The 15,836-nt window shown below is 46.7% G+C and carries 15 protein-coding genes; 10 read left to right on the top strand and 5 right to left on the bottom strand.

The annotated features are described in order from the left end of the window. The first annotated feature begins 16 nt into the window (after window positions 1-16). The 8 genes from ccoO (at window position 17) to V4C51_RS08450 (ending at window position 7,104) form a co-directional block, all read left to right on the top strand. Window positions 17-628: a cytochrome-c oxidase, cbb3-type subunit II gene (gene ccoO / locus V4C51_RS08485; RefSeq protein ID WP_330925722.1), complete on the top strand. Its 612-nt coding sequence runs from the start codon at window positions 17-19 to the stop codon at window positions 626-628. Then, on the top strand, window positions 628-831 hold the full coding sequence (locus V4C51_RS08480) for a cbb3-type cytochrome oxidase subunit 3 (RefSeq protein WP_330925721.1): 204 nt from the start codon (window positions 628-630) through the stop codon (window positions 829-831). The genes ccoO and V4C51_RS08480 overlap by 1 nt, the downstream gene beginning before the upstream one ends. After that, window positions 828-1,733 (top strand): cytochrome-c oxidase, cbb3-type subunit III, encoded by a 906-nt coding sequence (gene ccoP / locus V4C51_RS08475; RefSeq protein ID WP_330925720.1) that lies wholly within the window; start codon window positions 828-830, stop codon window positions 1,731-1,733. Before V4C51_RS08480 ends, ccoP begins: the two co-directional genes overlap by 4 nt. 73 nt (window positions 1,734-1,806) lie before the next feature. Further along, window positions 1,807-3,228 (top strand): cytochrome c oxidase accessory protein CcoG, encoded by a 1,422-nt coding sequence (ccoG, locus tag V4C51_RS08470; protein WP_330925719.1) that lies wholly within the window; start codon window positions 1,807-1,809, stop codon window positions 3,226-3,228. A 2-nt stretch (window positions 3,229-3,230) separates the two neighbouring features. After that, window positions 3,231-3,761, top strand: coding sequence for a FixH family protein (locus V4C51_RS08465; RefSeq protein ID WP_330925718.1), 531 nt, complete (start codon window positions 3,231-3,233; stop codon window positions 3,759-3,761). Window positions 3,762-3,774: 13 nt separating this feature from the next. Next, window positions 3,775-6,243, top strand: a complete 2,469-nt coding sequence (locus V4C51_RS08460) for a heavy metal translocating P-type ATPase (RefSeq protein WP_330925717.1) — start codon at window positions 3,775-3,777, stop codon at window positions 6,241-6,243. Further along, the gene (gene ccoS, locus V4C51_RS08455; protein ID WP_330925716.1) at window positions 6,243-6,413 is read left to right on the top strand and encodes a cbb3-type cytochrome oxidase assembly protein CcoS; all 171 of its coding nucleotides are present in this window, start codon (window positions 6,243-6,245) and stop codon (window positions 6,411-6,413) included. Before V4C51_RS08460 ends, ccoS begins: the two co-directional genes overlap by 1 nt. After that, window positions 6,403-7,104, top strand: coding sequence for a sulfite exporter TauE/SafE family protein (locus V4C51_RS08450; protein WP_330925715.1), 702 nt, complete (start codon window positions 6,403-6,405; stop codon window positions 7,102-7,104). Before ccoS ends, V4C51_RS08450 begins: the two co-directional genes overlap by 11 nt. Window positions 7,105-7,255: 151 nt before the next feature. On the opposite strand, the gene V4C51_RS08445 is transcribed toward V4C51_RS08450, so the two are convergent. Next, window positions 7,256-7,789, bottom strand: coding sequence for a hypothetical protein (locus tag V4C51_RS08445; RefSeq protein ID WP_330925714.1), 534 nt, complete (start codon window positions 7,787-7,789; stop codon window positions 7,256-7,258). A gap of 233 nt (window positions 7,790-8,022) precedes the next feature. After that, entirely contained in the window at window positions 8,023-8,217 is a 195-nt protein-coding gene (locus V4C51_RS08440; protein ID WP_330925713.1) for a hypothetical protein, read from the bottom strand. A gap of 361 nt (window positions 8,218-8,578) precedes the next feature. Between V4C51_RS08440 and V4C51_RS08435 the strand changes: the two genes are divergently transcribed. Together V4C51_RS08435 and V4C51_RS08430 are read left to right on the top strand one after the other, a co-directional pair. Continuing rightward, the gene (locus tag V4C51_RS08435; protein ID WP_330925712.1) at window positions 8,579-9,721 is read left to right on the top strand and encodes a DUF481 domain-containing protein; all 1,143 of its coding nucleotides are present in this window, start codon (window positions 8,579-8,581) and stop codon (window positions 9,719-9,721) included. 3 nt (window positions 9,722-9,724) lie between these two features. Further along, window positions 9,725-10,483, top strand: a complete 759-nt coding sequence (locus tag V4C51_RS08430) for a hypothetical protein (protein ID WP_330925711.1) — start codon at window positions 9,725-9,727, stop codon at window positions 10,481-10,483. A 241-nt stretch (window positions 10,484-10,724) separates the two neighbouring features. Here the strand turns inward: V4C51_RS08430 and V4C51_RS08425 are convergent, their stop codons facing one another. The 3 genes from V4C51_RS08425 to V4C51_RS08415 all read right to left on the bottom strand — a co-directional run. Beyond that, window positions 10,725-13,406: a M14 family zinc carboxypeptidase gene (locus V4C51_RS08425; RefSeq protein WP_330925710.1), complete on the bottom strand. Its 2,682-nt coding sequence runs from the start codon at window positions 13,404-13,406 to the stop codon at window positions 10,725-10,727. A 391-nt stretch (window positions 13,407-13,797) separates the two neighbouring features. Further along, window positions 13,798-15,309, bottom strand: coding sequence for an ATP-grasp domain-containing protein (locus V4C51_RS08420; RefSeq protein ID WP_330925709.1), 1,512 nt, complete (start codon window positions 15,307-15,309; stop codon window positions 13,798-13,800). Next, window positions 15,296-15,836, bottom strand: a 541-nt coding sequence (locus tag V4C51_RS08415) for an ATP-grasp domain-containing protein (RefSeq protein ID WP_330925708.1), incomplete at its 5' end; no start/stop codon positions are given. The genes V4C51_RS08415 and V4C51_RS08420, both read right to left, overlap by 14 nt.

The raw sequence follows: 15,836 nt of genomic DNA, 5'->3' as shown, positions 1-15,836 counted from the left end.
GACGAGGGATAACATTATGAAAAAACACGGCATTGTAGAAACAAACATTGGCTGGATGATGGCGCTTATTGTGCTGGCCATCAGCTTTGGTGGGCTGGTTGAAATTGTTCCGCTTTTTTACCAGAAAGAAACCACAGAGCCGGTCAAAGGTCTCAAGCCCTACACCGCCCTGCAATTGGAAGGCCGCGATATTTATATTCGTGAAGGATGTGTGGGCTGTCACTCTCAGATGATTCGTCCTCTGCGTGCTGAGGTGGAGCGTTACGGTCACTACTCCGTTGCCGGTGAGTCAGTATACGATCATCCTTTTCTATGGGGTTCCAAGCGTACCGGTCCTGACTTGGCTCGTGTGGGACAGCGCTACTCTGACGCGTGGCACCGAGCTCACCTGATGAACCCACGGGATGTTGTGCCTGAGTCCATCATGCCCGCTTACCCCTGGCTGGCTGAGAATAAACTCGATGGTAAGCAGACTCCCAAAAAAATGAAAGCATTGCAGGCTTTGGGAGTGCCCTATACCGAAGAAGATATTGCTAACGCGACGGAAGACGTCAAAGGCTACACAGAAATGGACGCAATCATCAGCTATCTGCAATCACTCGGCACCGCCGTCAGGGAGAACCGTTAATGGATATCAATACATTACGCGGCCTGGCCACGCTATTTGCCGCTATTGCCTTTATTACAGTGGTGCTCTGGGCCTACAGTAGCCGCCGCAAAGCCGACTTTGATGAAGCGGTAAACCTGCCGTTTGCCGACGAGATCGAAGAGAAAATAATCCCACAACACCAGTCTTCTTTGGCTGACCAACAGGGAGCTGTTAGATCATGAGTAGCTTTTGGAGCGGTTGGATTATTGCTCTGACGCTGATCTGTCTGGCACTGGTCATTGGCGTCTTGTTTTTTGTTTGGAAATCCCAGCGTAAAGGCCCCACTGAAGAAACCACTGGTCATAGTTTTGATGGCATTGAAGAGCTGGATAACCCTATGCCCAAATGGTGGTTGATTCTATTTGTGGCCACTATTGTCTTTTCAGCAGTCTACCTTTTGCTATACCCGGGGCTGGGAAGCTGGAAAGGCTTTTATGGCTGGACCTCTGTCGGCGAACTGGAGCAGGCACAATTAAAGCATGACCGTCGTTTTGCCTTGGAGTTTGCTCGCTATGGGGCAACGCCTATTGATGAGCTGATTGATAATCCGAAGGCCGTACGCATGGGGCAGCGAATTTTCATCAATAACTGTGCGCTGTGTCATGCCAGTGATGCCAAAGGTAATTTTGGTTTTCCAAACCTGACTGACAACAGTTGGTTGTACGGTGGCTCATCAGATGCCATTAAAACCAGCATTATGCATGGTCGCAAGGGGCAAATGCCAGCCTGGGGCGCTGTCATTGGTAATGAGGGCGTGACCAACGTAACCCACTACGTACGTGCCATGGCTGGTCTGGAAACGGGTGTTGACGAACAAACACTGGCGGCTGGGAAAACCATCTTTGACACAACCTGTGTCGTGTGTCATGCCAAAGACGGCACCGGCAACCATGCGCTGGGGGCACCTAATCTGACCGATAATGACTGGCTCTACGGCTCCAGCTTCGCTGAGGTGGCTTATACCGTGCGTAATGGGCGTAATGGCGTGATGCCTCCCTGGAAAGATATTCTGGGAGAAGAAAAAGTGCACCTGGTAGCCGCATATATCTACAGTCTGAGCAAGAAGGATGAGAAATCCCAGTAATAAATAACCAGCAACACCCTGTAGCGCCTGCCTTGGCAGGCCTGCTCCCACCCACAAGAGACAACACACGACAATGAGCAATTCCGCCAGCCGCCAGGGCGTATCACCTTCCCATCAAATTCCTCTGCACCCTGTTCAGGATAAAATCTATACCCGGAGTTTTTCAGGCTTTTACCGGAACCTTCGCCTCGCTGGTGGCACCTTTCTCTTTTTATTGTTTTTTGGCACGGCCTGGATCAATATGGGGGGGAAGCAAGCTGTGCTGTTTGATCTTTCTGCCCGACAGTTTCATATCTTTGGCACGACCTTCTGGCCCCAGGACTTTATTTTACTGTCCTGGCTACTGATTATCTGCGCCTTCGGGCTGTTTGCCATCACTGTTTTCGCAGGCCGTATCTGGTGTGGTTACACCTGTCCCCAAAGCGTTTTTACCTGGGTTTATATGTGGGCTGAAAGGCTTACCGAAGGAGAAAGAAATCAGCGTATCAAGCGTGACAAAGAACCTTTAAATAAAGAGCAACTCCTCAGAAAACTGGCTAAGCACAGTCTTTGGCTGCTAATTGCCTTTATCACCGCATTGACTTTTGTTGGTTATTTTACCCCTATTCGCGGACTTATGCCTGACCTCATATCGTTGCAAGTCAGTGCCTGGGGTTCTTTTTGGCTGCTCTTTTTTACTCTGGCCACTTACATCAACGCTGGCTGGCTGCGTGAGCAGGTATGCCTTCATATGTGCCCTTACGCGCGTTTTCAAAGCGTGATGTTTGATAATAACACGCTCGTTGTTGCCTACGATAAAGCCCGTGGCGAATCACGGGGAGCAAGAAAGCGTAATACCGACCCTAAATCTCAAGGCCTCGGTGACTGTATTGACTGCACGGTATGTGTACAGGTTTGTCCAACCGGGATTGATATTCGTAATGGATTACAGTATGAGTGCATTGGTTGTGCTGCCTGCGTGGATGCCTGCGACAGCATTATGGATAAAATGGGTTACGAAAAAGGTTTGATTCGTTACACCACCGAGGCAGAACTCTCTGGTGGAAAAACCCGTTTACTGCGTCCCCGTCTGATCGGTTATGTCGCTTCATTACTGGTAATTTTTGGCCTGTTTATGTGGTCTCTGAGCACCCGTCCCTTGCTGGAAATGGATGTCATGCGTGACCGCAACACGCTCTACCGGATAACAGCAGATAACCACATTGAAAATATATACCTGATAAAAGTTGGCAATAAAACCAACATACGGCAAACACTGAACCTGACAGTAGCGGGCATCAAAGGTTTGAGTATCCCTGAAAATACTCCTATTGTCGTAAATCCTGGTGAACGGGTTGATTACCTCTTTAAAGTACAGGCGCCTGAAGTTGAGGGTGCGCCTGACAGCCAGGCTATTACCTTTACTCTTCAGTCTTCTGACCCGGCGATACCTCCTGTAGAAACTGAAAGCCGCTTTATGGTGCCCTTTACCCCTCAGAATAAGACAGGTTTTTAGCGATGAAACAACCCGCGGACTCCTTCACGCCCTGGTATAAAGAACCCTGGCCATGGTTAATCATTGGCATTATGGGTGTGACCGTATGCTGGGGCATATTTCAGGTTGTATTTACCTTCAGTAATGCCGACAGTGTCGTGGTAGATGACTACTACAAAAGCGGTAAAGCCATTAACAGGGATCTGACCCGGGATCAGAATGCCAAAACACTGGGTATAATTGCCAACATTGTTATCGATGACCTACTTGGAGAAGTGCGTGTCAAGCTCAGCGGCCCGGAAGAAAACCTGCCAGAGCAGTTAAAATTCAGCCTGTTGTCACCCGTATCTGAAAACAAAGATAAGCTGATTACCCTTAACCGCTCTGTGTCTGGTGAATATGTAGGACAACTCTCAGAAGAAGTGACGGGTGTCTACTATGTCCAGTTGGAGACTATCAATGAACCTATCCCTGAAGTTGGTTATGAAGCTGGCTGGCGTTTGAATCAAAAAATGGCTATTTCCCCTGGCATCACGCTGACCTTGGGCAAGTAAAGGTACCAGCGCCATGTCTGACACTCGCTGTTATCACTGTCAGCTTCCCATCAATGGGAAGCCTTTGTTTCATGCCTGCGTTGCTGGTATTGATCAACCCATGTGCTGCCCTGGCTGCATGGCCGTGACGGAAGCTATTATTGCTGGCGGGTTGGAAAAATATTATCAACACCGTACTGATAGCGCGCAACAGGGAGAAGGTCTTAGTGACACGCTTAAAGGTGAGCTGTTAATTTATGACAGGGATGATCAACAGGCTGATTTTGTCTACTCCAAAGAAAATGGCCTTAAACAGGCCAACCTGTTAATTGAAGGTATCACCTGCGCTGCCTGTATCTGGTTATTGGAAAAACACCTGACTCAAATTACGGGCGTGAAGTCCGTGCATGTTAATCTGAGCACCCACGAAGCACAAATTACCTGGTCGTCCGATGCCCTGCCGTTGAGCGTTATAATGCTCAATATTTATCGCGTTGGCTATAAAGCTTATCCCTGGCGTGCAGACCGCCAGGACGCTTTACTCAAAAAAGAAAATCGTCGCTTTATTCGACGCCTGGCTGTGGCGGGTATTGGCGCCATGCAAGTAATGATGTATGCCATTGCCCTCTATTCAGGTGCTATCAGCAATGATATGAGTGAAAACTACCGGGACTTTATCCGCTACGTCAGCGCCATTGTTGCCACCCCTGTCATTTTTTACGCAGCCATGCCGTTTTTTAAAGCGGCCCTGCGCGATCTTAAAACCCGCCATCTCAGCATGGATACGCCTGTTTCCATTGCCATTGGCGGCGCTTACATCGCCAGCCTTTGGGCGACTTATACCGGCAGCGGTGAAGTCTATTTTGATTCTGTGTGCATGTTTACTTTTTTTCTGCTCACAGGTCGCTATCTTGAACTGAAAGCCCGTCATGCTACGGCAATTGCCTCACGGACACTGTCACAATCACTCCCTGCCAGCTGCCTCAAATATGATGGTAGTCAGTGGGTTCGCGTTCCTTTGAGTGATCTGAAAGTTAACGACAAAGTAAGAGTACTTCCTGGCGATAGTATTCCCGCAGATGGCATTCTCATTCAAGGTAGAAGTAGCATTGATGAATCAATGCTGTCAGGTGAGTTTATGCCTGTGGGCAAACAAGTCGGCGATAAAGTCCTCGGTGGTAGTATCAACAAGGACAATACCATTGAAGTAAGGGTGACGCATACTGGCAATGAAACACAAATGGCCAGTATTGTCGCTCTGCTTCAGCGGGCGCAACAGGAAAAGCCTGCCATTGCTAAAATTGCTGACCGGCTTGCGGGTTGGTTTGTCCTGGCAGTGTTGGTGGTCGCCTGTACCGTTTATGTCTACTGGACAGGTAAATCGCCGGAAAATGCCTTCTGGATTACGTTGTCTGTGCTGGTTGTTACCTGTCCTTGCGCGCTGTCACTGGCAACACCCATGGCGCTGACAACAGCGACAGGCGCACTGCATAAAGCCGGACTTCTGGTCACTCGTGGTCATGTGCTGGAGGGACTTAATAACACCCGTCATATTATCTTTGATAAAACGGGCACCCTGACACAGGGTAATCTTGTGCTGGCCGAGATACTCCCTTTTCCAACGATTACCCATAACCCGCAGATACTGACGGAATTAGCCGCTGCCCTGGAAGCCCATTCTGAACACCCCATAGCCAAAGCCTTCAGCCATGCGTTTTCTTATACCCCATTTCAGGCAGAACACATAATCAACCACACGGGCAAAGGTCTTGAAGGTATCATTGAAGGCCAGTGCTATCGTATCGGAAAGCCGTCGTTTGCGCTGCAAAAAAAAATATTGCCAAATCCACCGGGTGAGGGTCAATGGCTGTTATTGAGTTGTGAAAACAACCCTCTTTGCTGGTTCCGTATTACAGACAGCTTAAGGCCGGAAGCGACATCTACCATTGATGCCTTAAAAGCCACCGGTCGAAAAGTCTCACTCCTCAGTGGTGATCAGGAACCGGTGGTCGCCACCGTGGCTAAAACATTGGGTATTGAGCATTGGGTATCAGAAGCCAGCCCGGCTGATAAACTGGCATTTATCCGCCAATGTCAATCGCAAGGCGACAAAGTGTTAATGGTAGGTGATGGCATTAATGATGTCCCTGTGCTGGCCGGTGCGGATATATCCCTTGCCATGGGAAATGCCTCTGACCTGGCACGCACCAGTGCTGATGCGGTGTTGCTATCGATGGATTTACGACGTTTGCCAGAGACTTTTGCGTTAACAGGTAAAACCCGCAAGATCATTCGGGAGAATCTGGGCTGGGCGCTTCTGTATAATGTCATCGCACTGCCACTGGCATCTGCTGGCCTGATTGCTCCCTGGATGGCAGCGACAGGCATGTCACTGAGTTCATTGATCGTAGTCACTAACGCATTACGGTTAAATCGGCCTGTTAGCAACAAAGCAAAAGCTTCAGCGATTATCGTACAACACCAGCCGTTAAAGGTTTCATAATGGAAAGCCTGATTATTCTTATTCCACTGGCACTGATTATTGTTGCGCTGGCTGTCGGTATTTTTTTCTGGGCTGTGGATAATGAACAGTTTGATGACCTGGAAGGGCCAGCCCACAGTATTTTGTTTGATGACGACATTGTAAAAAAAAACGGACCTTATGATCAGTAACTTACCACTTCTTATTTCCGCCTTTACACTTGGCTTGTTAGGCAGTGCCCACTGTATTGGTATGTGTGGGGGTATTACTTCAGCCCTTAGTTTGTCAATTCCTAAAGAAACCCGGATGCCTTCTTTATTATTAATGTCTGGATACCACTGGGGGCGAATCAGTAGCTACGCTGTAGCGGGTTTTGTGCTGGGGGCAGCAGGCTGGTTTCTGGGCGACAGCAGCGCAACACTGAAAATGTCCCTTCGTTTTATTGCTGGTGGCATGCTGGTTGCCATGGGACTCTATTTGTCCGGGCTTTGGCGCGGTCTGACCCGGCTGGAAAAGGCGGGTAGCCTGTTATGGCGATATATACAACCTGTAGCGAATCGCTTATTGCCTATTCGCAGTTTACCACGGGCAATGGCGGTGGGCGCGTTATGGGGCTGGCTACCTTGTGGTCTTGTTTACAGTACGCTCATATGGTCTGCCAGCCAGGGAGAGCCACAACTTTCCGCATTGCTCATGTTGTGTTTTGGGCTTGGCACAACACCTGCTGTTTTGCTTACCGGGCTATTTTCCAAACAGCTAAATGTCTTTATTCAATCACAATGTACCCGAAACATTGCGGCAGCCATGATGGTGGCATTTGGGCTATGGACAATGCCCGGACCGCATACGTCTGTGATAATGCATTTACTCCATCACCATTAGCGGCTGTTAGAAACCAAGGCTTGGTAATGCTTGCAGTACTATCGTCAGTCTGAAGGCCAAGGTGTTAAACCGTTTAGCATTGCGCAAAGGTCGCCAAGAACCAATGCGCGCTGTGATCAGATGGTTTACTTTATTCATTCACTGATCGCGGTCAACCTTGTTGGTGCTGTTGGTACTGGTCGACACCCGTTTTTCTAGTACTGATATTTAATTTGTCGCGATAGAGCTCTCCATGGGTTACATCAACCATAAAATGGCCAATATTTTTTTCAAATTCTATTCCCGGTGCCTCCCCTGCGTGCTTGTACCATCTAAATGAGCCGACAACCCTTTGTGTATCATTGTTTATCACATTGAAACTCTGCGCGCTTGACCTGAACCAACAGGATTTACCACCGGAGTCAAAATATATATCCATGGAGGTAGGACCCGCCGCAAAAAGAGCCTTGGTTGAACTGGGAGTCACGCTATGCATGCATTTACCCTTCCCATCGGTTTCAATTGTGAAGCCTTTTATCGGGTAAGCGCCTCCCGTTTGCAATGGCCGCATTGTATTTTCAATTTGGATGTAAGACCTTTTGCAATAAGCCTTACCCACGACGGATAAGCTCAAGAGCAGTGTAGTAAAGATAAGTAATTTGTTCCCCATGAACTTTCTAGTCCTTAAGGTAGACTTCGCACTCATGATACACTCCTGCCGCCCATGACTAAATACTATAGTGCAGACGGTTTTTCAGCGGACTCAATAATAGGCAGTCTTAACGATCTGTGTGTAGCGAAGTCCGCCAGACAAGGGAAAGAAAACATCGCTTTAGTGAGACAATAGTGGTTATGGTGAACGACAAAAAGCGATTTTTAGTCCCTTTTTTGGCCGTCGCAGTAGCAGCAAGACTTTTAAGATGGCCTCCAAAAAAAGCATCAAAGACGACGAGGAAAATTTAAAAACGTGACTATCTTCAGGATGCTTTTCATTTGCCAGTATAGTTCAAAATCAGGCAGTGGGTCAGATGTATGGGTGAGCGTAGATAGCAATGCCAAATACCACTTTTTCCACTCTTCCCACTCTTTCCACTCTTCCCACTTTATGCTTTTCGATTTGCAGATTTCGCTCATAAACGCCCAGTCATCGTCATCAGAATAAAAGCGGCTAATACCAAAAGGTTTAAGCGCTGAAAAACCTCATCTTTCCGTTGGCCAAAACATAAGAAAGCACGACACCGCTATTATGATCTATCACCCAAAATTACAACTAAATGGACAAAGGTTAAGGTGATTGGAAGACGTGAAAAGTCGTATTTACTCTCTATTTAAAGTCGTATTTACTCCCCATTGACAAAACTGGGCGGTAACTCGCCAAGGTATTCAAAGATTACTGACAATTCTTGACGCTTTCCACCATGTTGATGTCTGCCACCAGGGTCTATACTACGGCAGCACCGACAACATTAACGTAAAATCAATAGGTCTCATTCGGATGAGAAAGCGCTGTACCCAGCTTACGGCCGCACTGCTATGCGCTCAGAGCTTAAATAGCTTCGCCGACATTATTATTCTGAGCAATGGCGATCAGATCACTGCCAGCATTGCTTCTATTGAAAGCGACACGGTGGCAGCAAAAAGTCCGATTTTCGGAAAACTGACAATTCCCGTATCCGGCATCCACAGCATTCAGTTTAAAGGTTCTTTCTGGGTGCGCATGAAAGGGCAACAAAGTTTCCGGTTCATTACCTTTGATGACCAGTCTCCTTTCTATTCCCTTAATCGCGCTAAGAACGGCGGTAATGCAAAAAACCTCTGCGCTATTGCTGAGTTGACAACGAAAAAACCAGTACTGCCCGCAAAGCCCAAGAAGGCCGCGAAAGTGACGGTAAAACCCCCTGAGCCCTTTATTGGTAGTGGCGTGGCAGGCTCTACCAAAACCAGCGTAATTACCGCAGATGACCTGGCTAAGGCACCTGAGAATGTTTGGTTGTATACAAACCATTTATCAGGCTACGCCAACCTGGAAGATATCGGCAAGCAAGATACCAAAAAATTTACCCTCAGCGCGTCAGGCAAACACCAGGCGCGTAATACCAAAAACCGGAATACTATAAATTGGACAGCGCAGAATGCGAAGACTAATGAAAATACCGATGAAACCTACAAGCTGGATTACGGTTATAACTATTTCCGCACAGACAAAATGTTCTATGCGCTGAATGCGTCCTACAGTCATGATGATACAACGACCCCTTTTAAGTTAACCACTGTCAATGCCGGTGTCGGTTACCAGTTCTATGACAGCGATTTTTTGTCACTGTCACTTGAGGCCGGTCCCGGTTACAGTATTGCTAACTATCGAACAGAAGCAAGCAGCACTTCGCCTTCTGTCTATACAAAGCTGAGCTACAATCAAAAAATTACGGATGTTCTTTCTGTTTATGATGACACTAATTTTCACTGGTTGAGTGAAGAAAATTCGATAAAATTCGATGGTAAAATCGGGCTAAAATATCTGATCAGGACAAACCTTTGGTTGGAGTTGGCCCATAACTATACATGGACGAATATACCCGGTGATGGTTATGAAAAATACAATGGCAATATGAAATTTGGTATAGGTATGGATTGGTAGAAAATGAAGCATATTACCCTGGCAGTATTGGCTGCTACTTGCATTGCACTGGGGGCTTATTGTTTGAAGCTTAAAAGAACATTGGATGATTTTCAGTCTGTTGCCGTTAAACGATTCGACTGCTCTAAACCTTCTGAAGACCCACTGGTTAGCCTGTGGTGCCAAATCAACAAACAATACGAGACAAGTCCCCTTGCCGGTCTTGCGGGTAAAGACGAGCCGGTTTCACGCGATGAGTATATTAATGGCTGGGTCTCTATTGTTCAGCGACAACTACTATCCCCGGAAAACCCTGGTCAAAGTCAACAGCCGGGTGCGTCATGGCTGGCTGGCCAGCGACAAGCACATAAAGCCTTTCAACAATACCTTGATAACACCATTGCTAAAACCATTATCACTCCCCTCCAGCAAAGCGCGTCCTCAACGCTGAGCCTGTTCATCAAAGAAGCTTATGAACAGGCGCGACTGGACAATGCTTCACCGATTGGTGAAGTCCAGTTTACCTTCGGCTATCTGATAGGCCGACTTGCCGCTTTTGAACAACCCCAGCGCCTGGATATTCTGGCAAGTCCGGCAACCACCGTTGACACGCTGAAGGCTATGAGTGACAAAGAGGCGCAAAAAATACAGACAGATGCCATGACGAAAAGTTTTGCCGAAGGGCTTGAAGCAGGCATTTATGACACAATGATACAACTACAAAGAACAATCAAGCCGGGGCTTCAGTCGCTGGCCTCAACTCCCCTTTCATCTCACCCTTGAGATCGGCAGAGTCGTTCTGGTTTTTGATGTGTCCAATCATTTGATCAAGGGGGCTTTCATTGAGTTCAAATTAGCCTGTCCGAGAATAGACTACCCTACTACGGTTGCGATAAATTGGTCTAAAAATTCCTGCTTCTTCGTCAAATAGCCCCACTATTATCCTCAGAAGCAGAAATTTTTATCCTCAATTTCTCGCAATCCTCGCTAAGGGCGCTATTCTCGGTCAGGCTCCTGGCTGCTGTCAATCGATCGGCTCTATCTCACTGTATAGCTGTCCCTGCTGTCGCTGCTCCTCTTCCTCCTGGGTTTCAAGCATATCTTCCTCCACAACAGGTAATACTTCATCAATGGAAAACATCAACGAAGAAGGCACTGAGTAGTTGGGCACATTATCGTAACTGAACACTGAGTAATACTTGGGGATATTGGGGTTGCCATAATCATCAAAAGTATACTCATCAGGCCCCGCATAGAGCTTTACGCCATCAAGAGGAGAGCGAGGGGGGTGGAAACGGTTACGCACGACATAGCAACCAACAAAATCTCCGTCGTCAGGATTCACCCAGGTCAGCTTTACCTTACCTTTATCTATCACTGCTGACAGTTCCGCCGGAGCAGGCAATGGCTTTTTGCGGCGCTCAATATAGTTAATTACCAATTGTGCCTGATAAGAATCACCTTCACTGTGCCAGTCAATAATGGCATTTTGTTCTTTTGACGGCGTTGTTGGGCGAACAATAAGATAAACGGGTTTGGCGTTTGCCTGAAGCTCTTCTAAAATTGCACGACAATAGCTGTCAAACATAAAATTATGGGTAGCATTTTCTCGCAGTTGTGTATTGCTAACTTCATACCCCACATACTCAATTTGCTGACGGCTTTGTACATTGGCATAACCCAGCTCTTCCAGCTCCGCCAACTCAATGGTAAAACGGATATCCTTGCGGGTTTTGAGCTTATTTTTTGCCCTCAACTGAACACAGGCTGACGTAACAACTGTTCGCTCAGAATCAGGCAGGCCATTAAGGTCAAAACGCAAGTGACCATAAACCTTATCGCCGTTTTTATCGAAGCCCGATTTTAAGGTGCCCGGATACACCTCTTTTTTATTAATGGTATGGATAGCAGACGGCTCCAGACTGATCTGCTGGCTATCTCGGGTATAAATAATCTCCAGATTTGGTCGATAGTGTATACCTCCGCCAAAACGACCATAACCAATATCAAACTGCATCATTTGGGAATCGTTACCTAAAGGCAATATTTCAGGCCCTTCCAGGCGAAGGAGAAGGCGACCTCCATCCATCTGCTGCTGCAATATACGGCGCTCAACCTCCGTAAATAACCACTGCGTCCATATACCCTGTGTCAATCGATCCGATTCAATCGCAGCGCCGAGTGTTTGTACAACAGTGGCGTTGGCGATTTGGTCATAACAGGTAATATCACTGATCTCACTGGCATCAAGAATAGAAACCGACCACTCTCCGTATTTTTCAATTTTTGCATTTACACGGTTCATGGGATAAAGGGAAAACGCCGCTTTTTTCAGACGAGCGTCACAAGGGAACTGATCCATATTAAAAGCAATCACCCCATAACAGCAGCCTTTATTTTTGTTCACACCCACAAACAGTGAATTATGTCCGAAGTGCCCACTATTGAGAGGTGTCGTTTTTTCACCAACATAACCCACTTCTTTTTTCAAAGGAAACAGTGTATGCAGGAATTCATCCTTCGATAGTCGGGTTCTGAGCTTCAATACAGGCGCAAAGGGTGACTTTATGCCTGTTACCCGGTCAACAGCGCGGATATGGTAAAAGTAGCGCTGCCCACTTTTGAGTTGGACATCCGTGTAGCTCAGCGAGCGTATTTCCGCTATGCAGTTATCTCTGGAGCAGGGGCTTTTCGCATGCTCACTGCGAAAGAGTTCAAAGTATATATCGGCTTCACTGTCATGCTCCCATCTAAATGTGATATCGGTAATGCCTATAGCTTCCGCAGTAAAGTTTGCTACACGCCCAGGCGCATGTTTGGAGTAATTTATAGCTGACTCCAGCGCAGATACCAGGGCGGGGATATTCTCATCGACACTCTGGGACATATTTACCAGATAATCTGGAATATTTCGCGTACCCACTTCTACAACTGTGGCAATAATTCCCTGATTATAATAATATTCACGACCACTGCCGTTAATCAAGTTGAACGGTGGTTTACCCCGATGAATACCGTATTGCCGCCCTGTCACTTTTCTGATTTCACTTGCCATATTAGCGCAGAGCATATTCAGATCAGCACCTTCTACTTCTTCTTCATGATTAAACTTGTGCGCCGGGAAAAAAACATTACCCTGTGAATGATAATCCAGAGCAATGGTAATATTCGTATGACTATCGACAAATTGCTTGATCGCAAGGGTTTCCGGTTCTGAGAAAGCTTCAGGGCCACCGTAGATATTTGACCCGGTATCATTGCTTTTACGAAAATGTACAGAAAAGTTACGGTTCAAATCGACCCCAAAAGTGCCATCCCCATTATCACGGCGGTTCTTGCGCCAGAAGGAAAAGTGGCGTCTGGAGTATTCAAACCCGTCGGGGTTGAGGCATGGCACCATATACAACGTATTTCGAGTCAATGCGCTGAGCAAGCGGGGGTTGATTTTATAATTGTTAATGATGTATTTAACAAACTTAGTGGCTAACTCAATACCTATCCACTCTCGCGCATGGATCGTACCAGTGTATAATAATGCTGGTTTCTCATCAGCATAGGCAACATCCTGAGAAATTGTCACCATCATAATAGGGCGACCTTCCCAGGTCTCTCCAATACTTTGCAACCGGATAAGATCTGGGTGATCCCCCATGGCTTGTTCCAGGAAATCAATGGTTTCCTGATAAGAGGTATATTGCTGTTTCATAGAATCAGGTACTTTTCGTTTATTATGTGTCGTATATATACCTATAATAAACGCCTACTAATAATAAATCGATGGCATCCAGATATTAACAGATGGCGACGTCTATATTATCCATAATAATGGCTATGAGCCTGTCGGACTTAAGACAATTTCGGCCTAAAATCCAGAAAGTGCGGCCAGAATTTCCGATCAATTTGCTTAAATAGGTCAACTATTCGCACAAATTGATCGAAAATTCTGACTCGCTCTACTGAATTTTATGCTCGAAAGCATAAGTCCGACAGGCTCCTATAAAATACGAGAAAGGCTGCCGTTCTTTCCGGTCAGGGAAAGAATGTGAACAGCCTTTAGGCCAGTCAGTCACTCCCACTAAAAAACCGGCGTTAATCCATTAACAGGTTTTCAGGTGAAGTTCCCAGCGCTTCATAATATTAGTCAGGCGCTTTACCTTAATATTTTTTACCTGAGTCAATAACTGAGGGTCATTTTGCAGGGCGTCAATCACCCCCGGCAAACCAAACTTTGCCATAATTAGCTTGGCTAGATTTTTACTGACTCCCCTGGCATCAGCCAGCAACTCAACCATACCTGACTCAGTAAGCGCAAAAGTGGGTACTTCTGTTTTCACCTTCTTTATCACCACTTTTGGCAAAACGACCTGACTATGCACCAAAGCTGGCGTCGAGGCTTCCTCAATCCCGGTATCTGACGCCTGCTCTTGTTGCCGCAAAAACTGCTCAGCCACCGACATTAACTTCAGACTTTCTTTATGTGAGCCAACAACAGAAGAATGTGAACCAGCAATAGAAGACGCCGCGTAATTATCCTGACGATTCCAGATTTCACTGGGCCATTCTTCAGCACTTTTATTACGTGTATTAAGCATAGGATAACCATCATCATCCAACGCCTGAAAGTTTTCACAGGTATCCGTTATTGTCTGAATATCCTGATGTTGACTAAAGGTAATATTACGCATAGTACGAAGGACAGTAGAGGAGATTTTACCCAGCTCTTCCCAGTTATACAGGGGGATATGCGGACAAGGAATCCTGCCATCAGACAGCTTCCACATCAGGTACTGACCAATCCAGTCACGAATATAAGGGAATGCGGCAAAGGCGGTCGCGCATTCCAAAATGCGGTATTCATTGTCAAAACTTACCGCAATGTCACACGCCCAGTACTCAGCATTTGCCGCTTTAGACGCGCGCGCTGCCACTTCCAGCGCTTCTTCAGGGACATTCATATAGTCCATGCTGCCCCCCTGGGAAGTGTTAGTCAGCCATTCACCTTCAGGAGGACGACGCCAGAACGCACACACAGGCTTGTGACCAATTAGCATGATACGAATATCGGCTTTCATCGGTACAAAGTCCTGCAGATACACCGGGTAGTAATGCTTTTCGGCCAGCAATTCCAACGCCTCAGCTTCACTATCAACCTTATGGACGTAGTAACCTCCGTAGTTAGAGGGGCCATAGGAGCGTTTGATAATTTTAGGAAACGTCGCCGTCCTCATGAACGCCTTTGCTTCATCCATTTCATAAAAAATATGCGTTTTCGGTATGGGAAGACGGTACTTTTCACAGAAATGGGTCACATTTTCCTTGGATTTGTTAGCGAACTGGGTATCCATGGAAGGTATAAACCTTACATGGGGCAGCTCACGGGCAATCTCACGAAATTTTTCATAGGCTGTGGCAGGAATGTTACCGATCAGCACATCAATTTTTTTGCGCTTCACCTCTTCAATAAAACGCTCAGCGTCATTACCCCAGTGGTATACGACAGTCTCTATTTTATTAGGCCAGTCTTTAAAATTTGACTTATCAAAAAAACGCAGAACATGATCAAGGTAAAGCAGCCCTATCGTCGGCAGTTTTTTATCAGCGGACAGCATATACAGGCTCCTTGGTTTCCTTAGGTTCTTCAGGCGTTTTATGCAATTTATTCACAGTTACCTTTCTTTCAATAAGGTCAACGATTTTTTCAATTTTGTTATCGTTGAAGTTCAAGCCAAATTCTTCCTGCTCAGGCGTCGCAAACGCGGGAATACCATTGACTTCCAGTACGACATACTGCTCACGTTCCTGATCATAAATCAGGTCAACACCGGCAATCTCAAGACCCGTCACTTTGGCCGCTTTCACTGCCAGCTCAACAATTTTGTCGTTGGGCTCGCGCATAATCACATTACCACCGCTGGTGATATTGGTTTTCCAATCATCCTTTGGTGCTTTTCGACCGTAACAGCCAACAAACTGACCATCAACAATATCAATCCGGTAATCACTGTGGTCGTTGGTCACATAACGCTCAACAAAGAAATGCTGAGCCACCAGTTGGTTGATAAATGGCTGGAGCATTTCCAATGCAGACTCGCTCTCAAGGCGGACAATCCCCGTCCCCCCCCAGCCATCCGTGGGT

This window comes from Candidatus Sororendozoicomonas aggregata (assembly GCF_031528575.1).
Lineage (GTDB): Bacteria > Pseudomonadota > Gammaproteobacteria > Pseudomonadales > Endozoicomonadaceae > Endonucleibacter > Endonucleibacter aggregata.
This window is presented reverse-complemented; position numbering and strand designations above follow the sequence as displayed.